Source organism: Rummeliibacillus sp. NPDC094406 (genome assembly GCF_044763875.1).
Classification (GTDB): Bacteria; Bacillota; Bacilli; order Bacillales_A; family Planococcaceae; genus Rummeliibacillus.
On sequence record NZ_JBIWGZ010000001.1, the window covers coordinates 645343 to 664234 of the forward strand.

17 protein-coding genes and 1 riboswitch are annotated in these 18892 nt (G+C 35.3%); of the genes, 3 read left to right on the forward strand and 14 right to left on the reverse strand.

Annotation, left to right across the window (positions count from 1 at the left end; all coding sequences use genetic code 11):
* Window positions 1-149: 149 nt before the first annotated feature.
* The 8 genes from ACIQ4I_RS03065 to ACIQ4I_RS03100 form a co-directional block, all read right to left on the reverse strand.
* Window positions 150-1832 (reverse strand): methyl-accepting chemotaxis protein, encoded by a 1683-nt coding sequence (locus tag ACIQ4I_RS03065; protein ID WP_403092687.1) that lies wholly within the window; start codon window positions 1830-1832, stop codon window positions 150-152.
* 139 nt (window positions 1833-1971) lie between these two features.
* Window positions 1972-2208: a hypothetical protein gene (locus ACIQ4I_RS03070; RefSeq protein WP_403092689.1), complete on the reverse strand. Its 237-nt coding sequence runs from the start codon at window positions 2206-2208 to the stop codon at window positions 1972-1974.
* Window positions 2205-2576 carry a hypothetical protein gene (locus ACIQ4I_RS03075; protein WP_403092691.1) on the reverse strand — a complete coding sequence of 124 codons (372 nt, stop codon included), beginning with the start codon at window positions 2574-2576 and terminating at the stop codon, window positions 2205-2207. Before ACIQ4I_RS03075 ends, ACIQ4I_RS03070 begins: the two co-directional genes overlap by 4 nt.
* 530 nt (window positions 2577-3106) lie before the next feature.
* Window positions 3107-3835, reverse strand: a complete 729-nt coding sequence (gene queE, locus ACIQ4I_RS03080; protein WP_403092693.1) for a 7-carboxy-7-deazaguanine synthase QueE — start codon at window positions 3833-3835, stop codon at window positions 3107-3109.
* The gene (gene queD, locus ACIQ4I_RS03085) at window positions 3828-4301 is read right to left on the reverse strand and encodes a 6-carboxytetrahydropterin synthase QueD (RefSeq protein ID WP_403092695.1); all 474 of its coding nucleotides are present in this window, start codon (window positions 4299-4301) and stop codon (window positions 3828-3830) included. The genes queE and queD overlap by 8 nt, the downstream gene beginning before the upstream one ends.
* 3 nt (window positions 4302-4304) lie before the next feature.
* Window positions 4305-4973, reverse strand: coding sequence for a 7-cyano-7-deazaguanine synthase QueC (gene queC / locus ACIQ4I_RS03090; RefSeq protein ID WP_403093357.1), 669 nt, complete (start codon window positions 4971-4973; stop codon window positions 4305-4307).
* Window positions 4974-5018: 45 nt separating this feature from the next.
* Window positions 5019-5061: riboswitch (PreQ1 riboswitch) on the reverse strand.
* A 511-nt stretch (window positions 5062-5572) separates the two neighbouring features.
* Window positions 5573-7003 (reverse strand): aldehyde dehydrogenase family protein, encoded by a 1431-nt coding sequence (locus ACIQ4I_RS03095; protein ID WP_403092697.1) that lies wholly within the window; start codon window positions 7001-7003, stop codon window positions 5573-5575.
* A gap of 64 nt (window positions 7004-7067) precedes the next feature.
* The gene (locus ACIQ4I_RS03100) at window positions 7068-8702 is read right to left on the reverse strand and encodes an acetolactate synthase large subunit (protein WP_403092699.1); all 1635 of its coding nucleotides are present in this window, start codon (window positions 8700-8702) and stop codon (window positions 7068-7070) included.
* A 217-nt stretch (window positions 8703-8919) separates the two neighbouring features.
* Here ACIQ4I_RS03100 and ACIQ4I_RS03105 point away from each other — a divergent pair, with 217 nt between their 5' ends.
* Both ACIQ4I_RS03105 and ACIQ4I_RS03110 read left to right on the forward strand, forming a co-directional pair.
* Window positions 8920-10515, forward strand: coding sequence for an FMN-binding glutamate synthase family protein (locus tag ACIQ4I_RS03105; protein ID WP_403092701.1), 1596 nt, complete (start codon window positions 8920-8922; stop codon window positions 10513-10515).
* A 638-nt stretch (window positions 10516-11153) separates the two neighbouring features.
* The gene (locus ACIQ4I_RS03110; RefSeq protein ID WP_403092703.1) at window positions 11154-11891 is read left to right on the forward strand and encodes a class I SAM-dependent methyltransferase; all 738 of its coding nucleotides are present in this window, start codon (window positions 11154-11156) and stop codon (window positions 11889-11891) included.
* Between the two features lie 161 nt (window positions 11892-12052).
* Here the strand turns inward: ACIQ4I_RS03110 and ACIQ4I_RS03115 are convergent, their stop codons facing one another.
* On the reverse strand, window positions 12053-13237 hold the full coding sequence (locus ACIQ4I_RS03115; protein ID WP_403092705.1) for an NAD(P)/FAD-dependent oxidoreductase: 1185 nt from the start codon (window positions 13235-13237) through the stop codon (window positions 12053-12055).
* A 34-nt stretch (window positions 13238-13271) separates the two neighbouring features.
* Window positions 13272-13703: a DUF1641 domain-containing protein gene (locus ACIQ4I_RS03120; protein ID WP_403092707.1), complete on the reverse strand. Its 432-nt coding sequence runs from the start codon at window positions 13701-13703 to the stop codon at window positions 13272-13274.
* 524 nt (window positions 13704-14227) lie between these two features.
* On the opposite strand from ACIQ4I_RS03120, the gene ACIQ4I_RS03125 reads away from it, so the two are divergent.
* Entirely contained in the window at window positions 14228-14629 is a 402-nt protein-coding gene (locus ACIQ4I_RS03125) for a hypothetical protein (protein ID WP_403092708.1), read from the forward strand.
* A 36-nt stretch (window positions 14630-14665) separates the two neighbouring features.
* Here the strand turns inward: ACIQ4I_RS03125 and ACIQ4I_RS03130 are convergent, their stop codons facing one another.
* From ACIQ4I_RS03130 to proB, 4 genes are all read right to left on the reverse strand, one after another.
* Window positions 14666-15190: a tubby C-terminal domain-like protein gene (locus ACIQ4I_RS03130; RefSeq protein WP_403092710.1), complete on the reverse strand. Its 525-nt coding sequence runs from the start codon at window positions 15188-15190 to the stop codon at window positions 14666-14668.
* A gap of 423 nt (window positions 15191-15613) precedes the next feature.
* Complete coding sequence (locus tag ACIQ4I_RS03135; protein ID WP_403092712.1) at window positions 15614-16060, reverse strand: SRPBCC family protein; 447 nt, start codon at window positions 16058-16060, stop codon at window positions 15614-15616.
* Window positions 16061-16146: 86 nt separating this feature from the next.
* Window positions 16147-17394, reverse strand: a complete 1248-nt coding sequence (locus ACIQ4I_RS03140; protein ID WP_403092713.1) for a glutamate-5-semialdehyde dehydrogenase — start codon at window positions 17392-17394, stop codon at window positions 16147-16149.
* Window positions 17395-17406: 12 nt separating this feature from the next.
* Window positions 17407-18495: a glutamate 5-kinase gene (gene proB, locus ACIQ4I_RS03145; protein WP_403092714.1), complete on the reverse strand. Its 1089-nt coding sequence runs from the start codon at window positions 18493-18495 to the stop codon at window positions 17407-17409.
* Window positions 18496-18892: the final 397 nt, after the last annotated feature.

Below are 18892 nucleotides of genomic sequence, written 5' to 3' on the forward strand. Positions count from 1 at the left end.
CTATTTATGCAAATGTACTATTATAATAGCATTAATATTCAGAAAATGACATTAGTATGATTTTACTAATTAATCGGTATTTCCCCGTAACAAAAAAATTATATAATACAAAAATCCTAGTATAATAATTTTATACTAGGATTTCCATGTTATACTTTAAACTTTTGAACTAATTCGTTTTGTTCCACTGCTTCATTTGTTAATTCATTTGCAACTGAAGAAATTTCTTCAATTGTTGCTGTAACTTGGTGTAAATTAGATGATATTAATTCAATTTGTTCAGTAGAGTTGCTGGTAGATGTTGCTATTTCAGTTACTGATGCCGCTACTTGCTCTGCAGCAGCAGATATTTCTTCGGTAATTGCAGACACATCTTCAATTTCGGCTTTCATACTGTCAACTGCTTGTACAATATTTTCAAATGATTCACCAGCATCTTGGATGAGATGTACGCCATCTTCAACAGTATCTAAATTAACTAGAATTGCTTTTTCTACATTTTTTGTATCCTGCTGAATTTCAACCGTTAATGATTCTATTTGACTTGCCGATTGTTTTGATTGCTCCGCTAATTTCCGTACTTCGTCGGCAACTACTGCAAAACCTTTTCCGTGCTCTCCGGCTCTTGCAGCTTCAATTGCAGCATTTAAAGCCAGTAAATTCGTTTGTTCAGTTATATCTGTAATGACCTTTAATATATTCCCGATTTCTTCAGATTGTTTACTCAATGATTGTATTAAATCTGTAGTATTTTTTGTCGAAGAATGAATAAGCATCATTTGTTGCTTTGCATTTGAAATCTTCCCTTGACCAATATTGGCAATATCTGATGTATCACTTGCAGAACTATGTAAACTTTGAGCAGACTCAGCTATTTTTTGAACACCTGCAGCAGTTTCATCCATAGCAATTGCACTTTCTTTTGCTGCATATGTAGTAGATTCTGCGGTTTGAACTGTACTTTCAAGATTTTGTGACACTTCGATTGATGATGCAGATACTTCTTGAGTTGATGCGGACAACTCTTCTGATGATGCACTCAAGCGTTCTGAACTAATTGCTAATGAAGAAATCAATCCTTTTAACGATTCTTTCATTGCATTAAATGATTTTGCAAGTTCCCCTACTTCATCCTTTGAATGGATTTGAATTGCAGGCTCAGTTAAGTCTCCTCCAGCAATAACATTAACAGATTGATTTAGTTTCGCTAAAGGTTTTGCAATAATCCGGTTCATATAAAGTAAAATAAATACGCCTATCATAATCGCGATAATGATGATGATGACCGCAAGAGTGAACGCTGTATTAGCCATAGTTTCTGATTTGTTTTCAGCTTGTTTAAATAAGGTTTTTATATAGTCTGATAGTTCTCGTGTATTATCTGTTGCTTTTTTTAATTCAGCAGCACCTTCTGTATTTGTTAGCTGAAATGCTTCTTTACTTTTCCCATTTTGATTTAATTCAATAATTTGATCTGCAATATGATCATAATTATCAATCTCAGTAGAAACTTGTGCTATCAAATCTTTTGTTTTTTGTCTTTTTAATTGCTTACTTAAATGATCGATTTCGTCATTTAATTCTTTTCTAGTATTCATTAATGTATCTAAAGAATCTTTATTTCCTAAAAGATAAGATCTAATTAATACACCTTTTTGTAAAGATAAATTTTCAATTTTTGCTGCAGAATTGATTTGAGGTAATCCACTATTTATTGTTGAGTAGTATTGATGATCAATCTTTGTTAGTTGACTGAAAATAACTATGCATGCAATTATGGTAATTAAAATCGATGCACTAAATCCTGCAATCAGCTTATTTCTTATAGACATATTTTCACCCCATAATAATATTTCCTAGTACTTTTTCATCGTATATTATTATTGGTAAAAAAGATATACATTTTATTAATTAGCTATAGATTCGTAAAAAAATACTAAAATTTAAACAATTTCGATTATTTTGTTATTATTATGAGAAAAAACCTTTCTCATACTTATCATAAATATATGCTTTAATAAATTGAATACAATTAGATGATAAAATACTTTTCTCCTCTTTTATCAAATCTCCATAGGGAACTCCGTCTACCATTCGAATCATTCCATCAAAAGGTTGATCATTTAAACCATCATATCCTTGAACTTTAATAAAACATGTAATTGATCCGTGAAAAGAATAGTCTAAAATTACTACTTTATGTTTCATTTGTTTTTATTGTCCTTTGCTTCATTTGTTATTCGTTTTCGATACGATTTTAGTTGCCAAACAGTTATTAAAATGACTATCCAGAAAAATGGCTCTTTCATACTGAATCCAACAGCTGATTGCCCGCCTAAATATGGTAAGAGAATAATTAATAAAACTAAGTACACCATAACTGCAACTTCTACATAAAAATGTATCATTTTATCTTTGGAGGCTGGTGCATATACGCTAAAAATTAATAAAGCAAACCCCAAAACAACCCAAGTCCACTTGGGAAGTGATTGCCATATGGTCCACTCTTGATAAAAGTCATAACACATTAATAATGTTGCACCTAAAAGCCCACTCAATAACTTCAAAACATTCACTTCAAACACTCCTTCAAAACAAGTGTAGCATAGGTAAAATGATTGAACATCATCAATAGCTAGGATAACGACAAAACCCACAGAAAATATAATTTTCTGTGGGTTAAACCTAATCAGTTTTTTTGCATCGTATCAGTATCAATTTCAAAATTCGAAGGTTATTACTCTATATCTTATAGCTAGAAAAGCATTGATGAATTTGATTCATCTATTATAATATATTATCCCGCGTGTTGATTATCCAGTTTTATCCATTAAAAAACGGATGATCAACTGATACTCGCTACGGATTGCTCGCTTTCCTGCGGGCGTGCGCTGAGCCGCTTCCTTCGCTACGCTACGTGCAGGGTCTCAGCTGCCACGCTTTTCCCGCGGGAGTCGAGCAATCCTCCGCTACAATCAATAAACAATGTAACACAAGCATCTTGAAAGTAAGTATACAAAAGAATATTCTTCCTATTTTATCCTAATCAACACGCTTGAATATCTATATCTTTTTAAAAGTAATGATTGACCTAAGTAGGGAGCAATTATACCCCTCTTTTATTCCCCCAAATATACGTATGCAATTGCGGAAGAACTTTTACATTTGTCAGCTCCTGATCGGAAATGACTTTTTCAATCAACCATTCATACTTTTGTAAAAGTTTTTTTATAAGCTTCGAATCATCAGTCGTGGTTATATCATCATTTCCAACTTGAAAATAGAATGGTACATCTGGATAACGATGATGTACCCTTTTCCCGTACTCAAAATCTTCATCATTAAAGATAACAATCTTTAGCGACACATGTTGACTGTTCTTACTGTCTTTAAGATTCGCTAATATGTCATCGAGAATTGCGAAATTTGTTTTCATACCAGAGCTAGGTGGTTTAGGTGAAATGGTTAGTTCATCTATCTCATAAAACCATTCTTGCCATCTGCTTCCCTGTGTTTCGACACCAATTTGTATCTGGTTTTCTTTTAATAGAGATACTAAACGATCTAGGTTTTTCAATAATGCTGGGTTACCTCCCGAAATAGTCACAAAAGAAAAACCATTTCCACCAATTCGTTTCAGCTCATTCCATATTTCTTCAGCTGTCATTTGTACAATTTGATCTTTCCCACTACCATCCCATGTAAAAGCAGAATCGCACCAGGAACAGGAATAATCACAACCTGCCGTACGAACAAACATTGTCTTTTGACCAATAACCATTCCTTCACCTTGAATAGTGGGACCGAAGATTTCTAAAACAGGAATTTTACTCAAAATCCATCCACTCCCGTCTTGCTTCAGCAAAACTTGTCGGAGTTTCGTAAAGGCGGACAAATTCTACACGAGCTCCTTTATAGGATTGCTCCTCTAGCAAAGCTTCTGCCATTTTTTCATATATCCAAACAACCATGTTTTCAGCTGTTGTATTCATTAAAGGAAGCGTTTCATTCAAATATCGATGATCCAAATAGATTTCAATTTTTTCTTTCCAAATATTTTTTATATCACCAAAATCGATCATCAAACCACGTTCATCTGTATAGCCACTTAAGCCAAATATTACTCGATACGTGTGACCATGCAGATTTTTACACTTTCCCTCATAACAATGTAGATGATGAGCTGCATCAAAAGTAAATTCCTTACTTACCAGAACTCGTTTAGCATGGTATTTTAATTGATCTCGTTTTATATCTTCATCAATCTTTTGAAGATGATCGACAATTTTAAATCCATACATTTCTTATGACTCCTTTCGAACACTTAAGTATTCCGAAAGACCTTTCAGCCTTAACTTGCAAGCAGGACATTCTCCACAGCCATCTGCGATGATGCCATTATAACAAGTTAAAGTTTTTTCACGAACAAAGTCAAATGCCCCTAATTGATCTGCTAGAGCCCAAGTTTCTGCTTTGTTTAACCACATTAGTGGTGTATCAATAACAAAGGAATCATCCATTGCTAGGTTTAAAGTGACATTTAAAGATTTTATAAACATATCCCGACAATCAGGATAACCGCTGAAATCTGTTTCACAGACACCTGTGACAATATGTTTAGCACCAATTTGTCTTGCAAGTACTCCTGCAAATGAAAGAAACAGTAAATTACGTCCCGGCACAAAAGTCGAAGGTAGTTCTCCATCTTCTCCTTCTTTCACTTCTATATCACTACGAGTCAATGCATTTGGAGCCAATTGATTAAGAAGTGACATATCCAGAATATGATGCTTTACGCCAAGTTCTTTGGCAATATTTTGCGCACATTCAATTTCTAGACTGTGTCGTTGGTCATAATCAAACGTCACTGCCTCAACTTCTTCAAATTTTTCGAGTGCCCAGAACAAACATGTTGTACTATCCTGACCACCACTAAACACGATAACAGCTTTTTCTTTTTTCATTTCTGCAATTACTCCTTTATTGCAAAAAAACAGTACTCTAAGAAAGAGTACTGTTTCTTCTTAGTTTTTTAAAGAGGGTAGCTAGAACCTCTTCCGCTTTAAAGCAGAATATTTAATTCCATACTAATAGTATATTTATGTTATCAGTAAATCAAGGATTTTCTTATTGTTATCAAAATGAATCTATTCCAAAAAATACTTTTCTATACGAAAAACGCGAATGTAATCTAAATATACACCCAAATGATTCGGACTATACTGCAACAATACTATTTGCTTAATACGCTGCTTCAGATGGCGCTTTCCGCGGAAGAGCGGTGAGCCCTCCTCGTCCGAAAACCCTTTGCTCCTGCGGTTACTCGTCGCAGTTAAAAGATTGCTCCTGCGGTTACTCGTCGCAGTTAAAAGATTGTTCCTGCATCGCTACGCTAACTTCGTCGCAGGACTTTGAATAGATCTCACTGAATTAACATAGCACGAAGGAAATGCGAATGCATTTTCGAGGACTCGCCATCTTGCTTCTTAGACAGGTATAGCACATACAATTTCCTCATTTAATGTTCGTGTTTTTCATCAAAACTTTGAATTATGAAATTGACTCAAATTAGTTAATCTCCCGTTTTAAAGCTTATAAACTTTTGCTCCATCATCTCATTCATGGCATATTTTACGCCTTCTCTACCAACACCACTGTCTTTCCATCCACCATAAGGCATATTGTCATTTCGATATGTCGGAATATCATTTACAATCACTCCACCTGTTTCAAGACGTTCAGCTACATAGAATGCCCGTTCAATACTTGGAGTCATCACACCTGAATTTAAGCCATAACGTGAATCATTTGCATCCTTGATGGCTTCATCCAATGTACCAAATGGAAAAATGCATACAATGGGACCAAAAACTTCAAAGCGAAATACTTTAGAATCTCGATTTACATTTGTTAAAACAGTTGGGTATAATACATTCCCTTCTACATTTCCGCCGCACTCAATTTTTGCTCCCTCTTGTACGGCTTCATCTAACCAGGTTTTTAATCGATCTAAAGATTTTTTTGAGATAACTGCCGTGATATTTGTCTTTTCATCCAATGGTGGACCAACTACAAGTTGTTTTGTTCGACTTACAAACCGTTCTAAAAATTGTTTATACAACGATTGATGTATATAGATTCTCTGAATCGAGATACAAACTTGACCATTGTTTGAAAAAGACCCCAAAACACTTCGATCTATGACTTTGTCAATATCCACACCTTCATCAATAATAAAAGGAGAATTAGATCCTAATTCAAGTGTTAATTTGCGGAAACCTGCTTGTTGTTGAATTATATGACCAACCTCAACGCTACCTGTAAACGTTACTTTTTTGACATGTGGATGAGACGTTAACACCTCACTTAATACATCGCCTTTTCCTGGAATAATGTTCAACACTCCATCTGGAAGTCCAGCTTCTTTAAAAATTTCAGCCAAAGCTAATGCACTAAGCGGTGTTTGTTCAGCAGGTTTTAGAACAATTGAATTTCCAGCTGCAATCGCTGGTCCTACTTTGTGAGCCACAAGATTGAAAGGAAAATTAAAAGGTGTAATAGCCGTCACTACCCCAATTGGCGTTCTAATTGTAAATCCAAAACGCTTCTCGCCACCTTCTGCTGCATCCATTGGAATTTGTTCACCATAATTATTTTTTGCTGCTTCTGCTGCAAAGCGATATGTTTGTACTGTTCGATTGATTTCCTCACGAGCATTACGTATTGTTTTAGCAGATTCCAAAGAAATAATCTTAGCATATTCTTCGCTGCGTTCTTCCATTATGGTCGCCGCCCTCGCTAATATCTTTGCTCGAGCATGTGCTGGAAATGTTCTAAAGTTTTGAAAAGCAACATGTGCCTCTACTACTGCTTCGACAGCGTCTGCAGGTTCAGCCTGTCCAATTTGTGTTAATTCCTCATTTGTATGGGGATTAAATAATGGTTCGTATGTTTTTGCCTCTCGCCATTTTCCACCGATCCATAATTGCCATTTTTGTTTCATTTCTAAATGCACCTCCAATTAATAAGCGTAAATATTAGTATGATAGGTTAATCTTTACATTACCTTACAAATTACAAATATAGTCACCAAGCATTTTAGACAGTTTTATATTCTCTGAATAATCAACATCCACATCAATTAATACAATTTCTGAACTTTTTATTGCTTTTTTTAGAGCAGGGAGTAAATCCTCTGAATGCGTAACTTTTATTCCCTTTGCACCAAAGCTTTTAGCAAACTCGATAAAATCTGGATCTTCAAATTCTATTGCATTCGATCGATTAAATTTATTGAGCTGTTTCCACTCGATTAAACCAAATTTTGAATCGTGAAAGATAACAATTACTATGGCAAGGCCTAGTCGTTTGGCAGTGGCTAACTCCACACCATTCATGAGAAAGCCACCATCACCGGTAATCGCAATGACCGGCTTTTCGGGATGGGCTAGCTTGGCTGCAATTGCTCCTGGTACGGCAATCCCCATTGAAGCAAAGCCGTTTGAAATGATTGTGTGATTCGGTTTTTCAGGTTGATACATACGGGCAACCCATAGTTTATGGGCACCGACATCCGAAATAATAATTGCTTCTCCTTTTTCTGCCTTTTTTATATCCGCGATTATACGCTGTGGAATTATTGGGCTTCCTTCTATCTCATCATAAGCATGCAGTTTTTCATCTAGTTGTTCTTTTAAACGTTTTATCTCTGACCAAAGCTTTTTTTCATTCACTAGGGGGCTTAATGCTTCCAATGTTTTTTTAACGTCACCGACTAATTCAGCTTCAAGTGGGTAATAAGCATCGACTTCGGCAGGCATGGTATCGATATGAACAATAGGATTCATAACTTCATCATTCCAATATTTTGGTAAATACTCGACAATATCATATCCGACAGTAATAATGACATCTGCAGAATCAAAGCCGCAAAGTACATAGTCTTTCGATTGCATCCCAACTGTAAATAAAGTTAGCGGATGGTCAGAAGGTAAAACTCCTTTTGCCATAAATGTATTAACAACTGGTATTTGCATCGCTTCGGCAAATTTCCGTAGTTCTTCTGTAGCTCCATCTCGTATTACTCCATTTCCAGCCAAAATTAGAGGTCTTTTTGCTTGATTGATCAGTTTTGCAGCTTTACTAATTTGTTCTTCAGCTGGACAAGAAATTGGCATTGGGGTAACTGGTAGTGGTTCCCCCTCTGTATCCATCATCGCTATATTTTCTGGAAGTTCAATATGAACAGCACCAGGTTTATCAAGAAGAGCAGTTTTAAATGCTTTACGAATAATTTCTGGAATTGTTTCTGGCACTCGAATTTGTTGACTCCATTTTGTTACTTCTTCAAACATACCAATAATATCTATATATTGATGTGAATTCTTATGAATACGTTCTAGACCTGCTTGTCCTGTAATTGCAACAACAGGTGAATAATCAAGATATGCATCTCCAATTCCAGTCAAAAGATTAGTCGCACCAGGTCCAAGTGTAGCTAAGCAAACACCCGGTTTACCTGTCAAACGACCATATACATCTGCCATGAAAGCAGCTGCTTGTTCGTGATGGACTATGATAAATTCGATTTTAGATCCAATGAGCGAATCAACAAGATCTGTATTTTCTTCACCAGGAATTCCAAAAATGTACTTAACTCCTTCATTTTCTAAACAACGCACAAATAAATCCGATGCCTTCAAGTCATTTCCTCCTCTATTTAAGTTTTAAACTAATCATTTTGTTGTTCTAACGATTTTTGATTCATTGATAGACTTAAAACTTAAAATCGCATTCTTCCTTTTATGATGGCATGTTCATCAAAAATTATGTATTCTGGCCATTTCACTCTCTGAATAAATGTAAGTATTTTCGAGAAGATTAAAACCAAATAGTTTTAATATTTTTAGGAGGAATTTAATGAATATCGCTGATTGGTTAATTATTTTCGTTTTTACTTTGACTGTACTGGCTGTTATAGCTGTTATTGTTCTTCTAGTTTATATAATTACATTTGATCGAAATCAGAAGCGTCATGCTATTTTAAGAAATTATCCTGCGCTCGGTAGAATGCGCTACTTTTTTGAAAAAATCGGTCCTGAATTTCGTCAATATTGGTTTGACGGAGATCTTGAAGGGAAACCATTTTCCCGTGTAGATTACGAACATATAGTAAAAGGCGCTAAATATATGCGTGAAGTGGTTGCCTTTGGATCAAAACGTAATTATGAAGAAGAAGGTTTTTATGTTCGAAATGATATGTTTCCTAAACTAACAGAGGAAATAAAAATGGATAATGAAACGAGGGTAGATACCAAAAGATATATTTTATTGAAAGATTCTCTCTTTTTTCAAAGAGACGAAAAATGGGAAGAAGAAGAATCATCTGCCTATTTATTGCATGATGATGATGCGATTGTGATTGGTCCAAACACAAAGTATCCTTTTAAAGTGAAAGGCCTTATTGGTATGTCCGCTATGAGTTATGGTTCATTAGGTAATCATGCAATTACAGCTTTATCAGAAGGATTAAGTTTAGCAAAGGGTACTTGGATGAATACCGGGGAAGGCGGTCTATCTCCCTACCACTTAAAAGGTGGAGTAGATGTCATCATGCAGATTGGTCCTGGATTGTTCGGTATACGGGACAAAAATGGCGAAGTTGATTGGGACGAATTAAAAAGAAAAAGTGAAATTCCAGAAATTAAGGCATTTGAAATCAAACTAGCTCAAGGTGCAAAAACACGCGGTGGTCATATTGATGCAGAAAAAGTTACACCTGAAGTGGCAGAAATTCGCAAAGTAGAACCGTATAAATCCGTAGATAGTCCAAATCGATTCCATCAGTTTAGTGATGTAGTAACTATGTGTGATTTTATAGAAAAAATTCGTTCTCATACTGGAAAACCAGTTGGCATGAAGATTGCTGTAGGTGGAAATGACAGTGTAAAAGAACTGGCAAAATATATGAAGGAAACTGGCAAAGGTCCTGACTTTATAACAGTTGACGGAGGTGAAGGCGGAACAGGCGCTTCTTATCAAGAATTAATTGATAGTGTAGGTTTACCAATTAGATCAGCTTTACCTATTGTCGTATCTACCCTTCAAAAATATGGCGTACGAGATCGAGTTAAGATCATTGCTTCTGGTAAAATGTTCACTCCAGACCGAATCGCCATAGCTCTCGCTATGGGGGCTGATTTAGTCAATATAGCGCGTGGATTCATGATATCCCTCGGATGTATTCAAGCGATGCGATGTAATTCAAATACTTGTCCTGTTGGTGTAGCTACTACCGACCCGGATTTACAAAAGGCGCTTGTGATTGATGAAAAGAAATATCGCGTTGCGAATTATCTTGTAACTCTTCGAATAGGTCTATTTCGAATCTCAGCAGCTGCTGGAATCGATTCACCTGTTCACTTTCAACCTAAACATATTATGTTTAAAGATGAAAAAGGTGTGGTAATTTCCTTAGAAAATATTCTTCAGGATATTGATAAACAGATTGGTTAAATATGATGATTAACATTCATTTCAGACTGTAGACAAACTTTATGATTTTTAAGTTAGTCTACAGTCCGTTTACTTTCACAATATATAAACAACTCAATAATTCGAATAATATTTTATTTCAAGTATTCACTTAGTATGCACCTCCAGATGACGCTTTCCGTGGGCGCGTATTGAGCTTTGAGTCCACTGAAAAAGTGTAGTAATACAAATATTTATAGTATATATCTGCTATTACATGAAGTGGAATTAGCTCCGCTTTCCGTGGGCGAACTGACGAGCCTCCTCGCTGTGCTCCGGGGTCTCGCCTAGCTCGTTTTCCCACAGGAGTCTCCGCTAATTCCACTTCAACGAAGATAGTTTTCCAGATTTTTATCATAAATTTCCATCTATTTTTACTTTTCCAGTGTCCTCCTAGATTTCCCGTAGGACTATGAATGAACATCGCACTAAGGAAATGCGAATGCATTTAGAGGACTCGCCGTCTTTCACTCCAATTGTGGTTTTAAAAAATATTGTTATAAGAAATCCTGTTAGCTTAAAGCTAACGGGATTTCTTCTTTCACTAATGGAGCAGGATTATACGATAAGTGTATAGAATGTACTATAACATCAATAATGTTTCGTGAGGTGAATAGAAGATGGATTACTATGGGGAACTTTGTACAAAAATATATGAAAGTGAAAAATCCATTGCAATTGGAGTAGAACTGAATTTTTATCTATCTTTCGTTAAAGATAATAATATGAAAGTTTTAGAGCCTATGTGTGGCAATGGTAGAATGCTTATTCCTTTTCTGCAAAGAGGGATTGATATCGAGGGCTTCGACATCTCAGAAGAGATGCTGAATGTATGTGAAGAAAAAGGAAAAAAACTAGGTCTCAATCCAATAGTTTTTCTTGAAAAAATAGAGGCATTTAAGAGCAATAAAAATTATGATTTAATTATGGTTCCTTTCGGTTCCTTCTCACTTTTACCTGATAAATTAGTGCACGTCAGTCTTCAAAATTTAAAGTCTGTTCTAAATCCAGATGGTAAACTACTTTTGACTGTTATGATAAAAAATACAGAGGTTAAAGAAGTTCCTGATTGGATTGAAACGAATAGGATACAATTTGTTGATCAAATGATTATTGAATATAAAAAAATGAACTATGATCAGGAATCTAAGGTATTAAATATTGAGTTGAAATATCAATCAGTTCAAGGTGAGCAGTTAGTGAAAATAGAAACTATGGATTTCCCTATTCGTCTTTATGAGTTAGAAGAATTCAAGGATTTACTCCAGACAAATGGATTTAGAGACATAGTAGTTCACGAAGTAATTAACGGATATGGCGAAGGAAGTTCGTTCAATGTATTTGAGTGTGAAATATAATGTTATGTTTTTAATGAACTGAAGGTACGTTATATCTGAGCTGCAGTTTTGTTGGCTCTTTTTGCTTTGTGAACTAACCAAAATAATAGTAAGCTTGATTTCAAACTGGCTATAAAAAACCGACTCCCTCTCTTAGGAAGTCGGTTTTTTAAATTATCGGCCTAGTATACTAAACCGTATAATGCTTTGATATGTGATAAGTAACGAATGTTACTAGCTTCTTTCATCAATGTAGCTGGTAGACCTTTAAGTTCAGTATTGTTTGCTCCGACTGTTGCTACCCCATCTTTGCGTCCAAGAGATGCAAGTGTACCAGAGTTAACTGCACTGAATTCTTTCATTGGTTGACCTTTTAATTGTGCGAATAGGTTATATCCTGCTGTTTCGCCCATTTGCCATGCTACTTGAGCAGTTGGAGCATATAATGGACGTGCGCCTTCTTCAGGAATTAAAACTGAAGCGTCACCTACAACGAATACATCTGAGTGAGATGTAGATTGTAAAAATTCGTTGATTGTTGCTTTACCACGGTTTACTTCTAAACCTGATTCAGCAACTACAGGAAGTGCCGCAACACCACCAGTCCAAACAAATGTGTTTGCTTCGATTACTTGACCATCTTTAAGTGAGATTTTGTTACCTTCAACAGCTGTAACAGGTAGACCAGTTAAGAATTCTACACCACGTTTAGCTAATGATTCAGTAGCACGTACAATTAAAGTATCTGGTAATACAGGAAGAATTTTTGGACCTGCTTCGACTAATTTAACTTTGAATTCGCTGAAGTCAACGCCGTATTTTTCAGCAACTTTAGGCATGTTGTCGATGATTTCACCAACAAGTTCGATACCAGTTAAGCCGCCACCGCCGATTACAATTGTGCCGTCAGCAGGATCTTTTGTTTCAGCATATGCTTTAATTTTAGCTTCGATATGAGCATTGATTTGGTTTGCTTCGTTAACAGATTTAAGTACCATACTGTTTTCTTCTAGTCCAGGGATACCGAAATATCCAGTTTGGCTTCCTAAAGCCACTACAAGAACATCATAAGATAGAGATGATCCATCTTCTAATTTAACAAATTTGTTATCTGGTGAGATTTCTTTCACTTTAGAAATGTGAAGATCAATATCTTTCCCTTTGAAGATTTTTTCTAATGGGAATGAAATAGCTTGTTCTTTAATAGTACCACCAGCTAAACGGTGAAGTTCAGTGATGATTTGGTGTGTTGGGAATTGGTTGACTACAGTTACTTCTGCGTCATCTTTAGTTGCATATTCACGGAATTTTAGAGCAGTTAAAACGCCGCCATAACCTGCGCCTAAAATGATGATTTTTTTTGACATAATTAATCCTCCATAATCAGTATTGATGTAAAGACTATTTTACTTGTTTATGTTCTTCGTTCACTTGAAGAAAAGCATTAGCGAAACGGAATAATTGTTGTACTTGTGGATCTTTTAGTAAACGGAGTACACCAAAAAGACCAATAGTTTCAGTGCTTTCAGCAGCACGATCTTTTGCTTCAATAGCTGTTGCAGCTATACTTTTAGCTGAATTTACAACTGGCGTTGCCATTTCTCCTACAGCACCAACGATATCATTTTTTAACACACTGTCTGTTGAAAGAGATTGTGCTATATCATATACCTTTGTTATAGTTGACACCATTTCTGTCAACTTTGGTAATTCGTTTACCAATGCTGTAATAGACTCTTGCACCTCAGGTTTTAATAATTGATCTAATACATCAAGTTTTTCTTGGCTTACAGCTGGTTGTTCAGCTTGTAATTGATTAGTCGTTTCTGACATATCCAATTCTCCTTTGCAATAACTATTTACTTATTATTTGAAAATACAAATAATTGTGATACTTGATCATCTTTCGACATTCCATTAGTTCGATAATTCTGGCCAAGCATGCCTGTAATCATCTTTTTTAACGCTCACTCTACTTCAAAAAGTGCTCGTATACCAATCTTAAAAACGATTGCCATTTTGACGATCTATATTCAACCTCTATCCTATAATATGTGGAATGTAACCACTATTATAAGCCTACAAATGAATAATACACCTTTCTTTACATAGTTTCCATCAAATTTGAATATTTTATGTGAAAACATGAACAAATACACGAATTTCTTAGCATTTTCCTATATTTTTATATTGACTTTCCCTATATATATTTTCCCTATCAATTCTATTGGTGTATTTATAAAATTCTACCTTTTGTATAATTGGTGAAATTTGTATTATTTTAATAAAATTTTTTAAAAGTTATGTTATTCTACATAGAGTAAGTGGCTATTCTATTTTTCTAAGGAGGAATTAATTTGACATTATTTAATATTCGACATGCAGAAGGTATACATATTATCGTCGACGTCAAAAAACATAAAAACCATATTGAATTACGTACAACAACAGGGGAAGAATTATTTATTATTGCACTTACTGATGAAAGCTATACGGTTTATGATGATCGTTTTGCTGGTGCTTCGAAACAAATGAATTCAATAGAAGCTTTTGAAATAGATGGTAGCTTTAGAAACTTAGATTTTGATAATATACGAACATTATTTACAGATTCTTTTGAACGTTTAATGGATGAACTTGCGAAGTATGTTGGTACTACCGAATTAGTCAACTTAGAAACATTAAAAGAATCTGTAACAAAAGATGTTAAAGGCATTTACTTTAAAATCATTTCAGATACAAAAACTTATCAAATTTAGCTAGAGGTTCCTTATTAGGAACCTTTTTTTTGCTCACTATCCCCCTATATATAAAACACACTGGCTAATTGCGATATAAAAAGCAGGATTCGTAATCGTTGCTTCTTCTTCAATTTGTAACTCAATATGAAAAGAATCATTTTGCAAGTTTGCTCTCCATCTCGCAACCACCCTGTCATTCACTAGAAATGTAGACCAATCTTCCATTTCTTTATGTATCTTCATCAAAAAATCGCCTTTCGTCAAAATTAAATCCGGAATCATCCGTTGCCAACCATCGTAAGCAATCGTATATTTTTCATTTTGTTGTTCATCTATTACTTCATAATAAACTTTGCCTTTTCTAGATATCTTCCTACAAGTAAAAAGCTCTTGTTGCTCAAGATTATAAGTTTTATATGTTAAAAAATATTTATTTTCTAATAGTTTGTCAATCACACGTTTTAAAAAGTTACTATAAATTCTTTGACATGTAAAAATTTTTTCTTTTTGTTCATTTTGAATCTCTAGAATAGGTGTTTCTTTTATCGTATTTGGATGTACATAATAATAACTATTCATGTGTTTACTCCTGTCTTAAATACCATTTTCCTTACCCAAACTATATCGAATAATATTGCCCAAAACAAATAAAAGATACCTACTTTAAGTAAGGATCGGTATTTACTTAGTAAGACGCTGCAGATGGCGCTTTCCGCGGGCGAGCGTTGAGCCTCCTCGGAAGCCCGTACCGTGCTTCACTGCGGGGTCTCACCTGCCTCGCTTTCCCGCAGGAGTCGCCATCTTCCGCTCCATAGATAATGTTCTAATAGATATGGCAAGTATTTTATTAAATCTTTGATTTATGAAATTGAGTCATTTATAACATTTTTATTGTAAAAGAAAAAAACTGTAAACAAGCTCAAAATACTTCGAGTTTGTTTACAGTTTGAGTTACCTATCAAGTAGGTGATAATTCTATAAAATTGCACTTAGATAATCAAATTAAGCATGAACCAATTGAATTTTATTGGCAACACGATTTGTTAATACGCTTGTTGCTTTTGGAAGTACTGCCGTGAAAAGTGGATTTAAAACTGGTGCAGCAAGACCCCCTGCTTTTACTTCTAAATGACCTGTCATTTGCGTTTTATTTGCATCTAATGCCACGTCTTCGAAATAACCTGTTCCTGAGAATTTATCAGATAGTCCAGTTAGTTCGAAACTAATTTTAGAAGGTTCTTCCCAGCCCGTAATATCAATTTGTACTTTCACTTCTTTTTTTAATACACCTACATTTCCTGCAAATGTCCATGTAGATTGTTTGTCATTTAAAATTTGGTGTTCACGATATCCTGGTACTAGTGTTGCCCATTTCTCCATTTGACTTACGAATTCCCATACTTCTTTTTGTGGTACTTGAACTTCTACTGTGTGTGAGGCTGTTGCCATTATTGGTCACTACTTTCTCTTTTAAGTAATTTTATTATACAATAATATCAATCATTTAATAGAACTTTAAGACCCATATTTCCCTATTATTCACGAATTTGTCCAGTTCCTGATATATAATATTTACTAGAAGTCAATGCAGGTAAGCCCATAGGTCCTCTTGCATGTAGTTTTTGTGTACTAATTCCGATTTCTGCTCCATAGCCAAATTCAAAACCATCAGTAAAACGAGTGGAAGCATTATGATATACCGCTGCAGCATCTACTCCCGTTTGGAATTCTCTTGCATTTTCTAGATTTTCAGTAATAATCGCTTCTGAATGTTTTGTTCCATATTGATGTATATGCTCAATCGCTTCGTCGATATTCTTAACAATTTTGGCACTTAACGTTAATGCTAAATATTCTGTTGCCCAATCTTCTTCTGTTGCTTTTTTGACTTTTGGATCAGCTTCTCGAACGGTGTCATCTCCAAACATTGTGATGTCCGCTTTGAGCAATGATTCTATTAATTCTTTCCCATGAGCTACAAACCAATTTTCATGAATCAACAGACTTTCAGCAGCATTACAAACTGATGGACGCTGTGTTTTAGCATTTAAAATAATATCTTTTGTCATTTGTAAATTTGCTGTTTCATCAATGAAGATATGGCAATTCCCCGCACCGGTTTCAAGCACAGGCACCGTAGCTTTTGATACAACGGTATCAATTAAATTCTTGCCGCCTCGAGGAATTAATACATCTAAGTATTCTTTTAAATGGAATAGTTCTTCAGCAGCTTCATGACTTGTATTTTCAATAAGTTGTACTGCATTAATAGGTAATGTTGATTTACTTAATGCTTTATGGATCGAATCGACTAGAGCCATATTTGAAAATTTTGCAGATGAACTACCGCGAAGAATAACAGCATTGCTAGTTTTCAGTGCAAGTGATGCTGCATCGACTGTTACATTAGGTCGGGCTTCATAAATCATCCCTATAACCCCAATCGGAACACGTCTTTTTTCGATATGTAGGCCATTTTCTTTTGTAATATTTTCAAGAACTTCCCCTACTGGATCTAGTAAGCTTACTACTAATTCAATGGCTTCGGCAATGCCATTTATTCTGTCTTCTGTAAGTAAAATCCGGTCCAAAACTGATGGAGAAAGTCCTTTTTCTTTACCAGAGATAATATCTTTTTCATTCTCTCTTTGAATAGTTTCTTTATCCATTAGTAATTGCTTAGCAATTAACTGTAATGCTTCATTTTTTTCTTTTGTTGACTTTTGATTCATCTCATAGCTTGCTTTCTTAGCTAATTTACCTTTTTCTAAAACTTCCGTCATACTAATTCCTCCTTATATTTGAACCCAACGATCACGATGAATCACTTCTATCGATTGCGTTTCAATTTCGCTTGTTCTTTTTCCCATCGATTGTTCCAACTGTTCTGAAGAATATAGCACTTCTCCTCTACCTAAAAGACCTTGTGTGCCATAAACTTCTACAACATCTCCTGTAGAAAATTCGCCTTTTAAGCCAATAACACCTGCAGGTAAAAGACTTTTCCCGTGATTAATCAACGCAACTTCTGCACCTTTGTCAATCGTAATTATACCTGCGACAGCTGAGAATATTGAAATCCATTGTTTTTGACTATTCAATATTGGTAACTCATCTTTTTCGATATAAGTTCCATCTCCATCACCATTTAAAATGGATAATAGCTTATCTTCCCCTGTACCTCGTCCTATGAAAACTTTAACCCCTAAATCATAGGCAGTTTTGGCCGCAAGAAGCTTGGATTGCATGCCACCAGTACCTACTTTTGAGCCTTCTGCTGTTGCAAAACCAAGTAACTCATCTGTAATTTCAATTAATCGATTGAATCGTATTGCATCTGGATTTTTTTTAGGATTCGCATTATAAAGACCATTAATATCCGTTAAGATAATAAGTTGATCTGCATGTACTAAACCACTTACTAATGCAGATAGCATGTCGTTATCACCAAAGGTTAATTCTTTAACCGATACTGTATCATTTTCGTTGATTATTGGTAAAACTGAGCGTTCTAGCAATTCAGACAGTGTTGCATAGGCATTTTTGTATCGATCTTTTTTTGAAAAATCGGTTCTTGTCAATAAAATCTGTGCAGTCACAATATCGTATTCACTTAACTGCTCTGTATAAGATTGCACAAGTAAGCTTTGACCTACTGCTGCAGCTGCTTGTTTTCCTTTTAAGGTTACGGGTCTTGAAGAATATCCAAGTTTACGGAATCCACAAGCAACTGCTCCCGAAGAAACGAGAACAACTTCATGTCCTGCTTGTTTCAATTTAGCAATTGCTCGTATATGATCATGAAATTTTAGCTGATCAATCTCCCCTTTGGAATTAGTTAGAGAGCTACTACCAATTTTCACAACAATTCGTTTCTTTTCCATATCATTTCCTCCAATAAAGTGAAACTTCAATCTGTGAGTTTACTTCCCCTACTGATAGTTAGAATTGAACTAATCGAGGTTTTACGGAAAGTTAAACACAATCTCTTTGAAAAACGGCTCTATGTCAAACTTTGGGGTAAAACATCAAAATATCTAACGCACCCGTTCCGGTGCTTGCCCCTCCCTTTCCGCCGACTGACTGCCGAGCCTCCTCATTCGCTATCGCTCACTGCGGGGTCTCGACCGCCAGTTTTTCGGCAGGAGTGTCGGGGCATTCACCTCCACTTTTCTATTGCTTTTTGCTAACTTATATGAAAACCCAACAGTTAGTATAGAGCCCAAAACAAGATAAAAAAACCCTTTTCATCCTTAAAATTAAGGACGAAAAGGGTTACTC

Coding starts and splice junctions, on each gene's coding strand:
- ACIQ4I_RS03065 (WP_403092687.1), bottom strand. CDS start 1,832: ATGTCTATAAGAAATAAGCTGATTGCAGGATTTAGTGCATCGATTTTA.
- ACIQ4I_RS03070 (WP_403092689.1), bottom strand. CDS start 2,208: ATGAAACATAAAGTAGTAATTTTAGACTATTCTTTTCACGGATCAATT.
- queD (WP_403092695.1), bottom strand. CDS start 4,301: ATGTATGGATTTAAAATTGTCGATCATCTTCAAAAGATTGATGAAGAT.
- ACIQ4I_RS03095 (WP_403092697.1), bottom strand. CDS start 7,003: ATGAAACAAAAATGGCAATTATGGATCGGTGGAAAATGGCGAGAGGCA.
- ACIQ4I_RS03105 (WP_403092701.1), top strand. CDS start 8,920: ATGAATATCGCTGATTGGTTAATTATTTTCGTTTTTACTTTGACTGTA.
- ACIQ4I_RS03110 (WP_403092703.1), top strand. CDS start 11,154: ATGGATTACTATGGGGAACTTTGTACAAAAATATATGAAAGTGAAAAA.
- ACIQ4I_RS03115 (WP_403092705.1), bottom strand. CDS start 13,237: ATGTCAAAAAAAATCATCATTTTAGGCGCAGGTTATGGCGGCGTTTTA.
- ACIQ4I_RS03120 (WP_403092707.1), bottom strand. CDS start 13,703: ATGTCAGAAACGACTAATCAATTACAAGCTGAACAACCAGCTGTAAGC.
- ACIQ4I_RS03130 (WP_403092710.1), bottom strand. CDS start 15,190: ATGAATAGTTATTATTATGTACATCCAAATACGATAAAAGAAACACCT.
- ACIQ4I_RS03135 (WP_403092712.1), bottom strand. CDS start 16,060: ATGGCAACAGCCTCACACACAGTAGAAGTTCAAGTACCACAAAAAGAA.
- ACIQ4I_RS03140 (WP_403092713.1), bottom strand. CDS start 17,394: ATGACGGAAGTTTTAGAAAAAGGTAAATTAGCTAAGAAAGCAAGCTAT.
- proB (WP_403092714.1), bottom strand. CDS start 18,495: ATGGAAAAGAAACGAATTGTTGTGAAAATTGGTAGTAGCTCTCTAACT.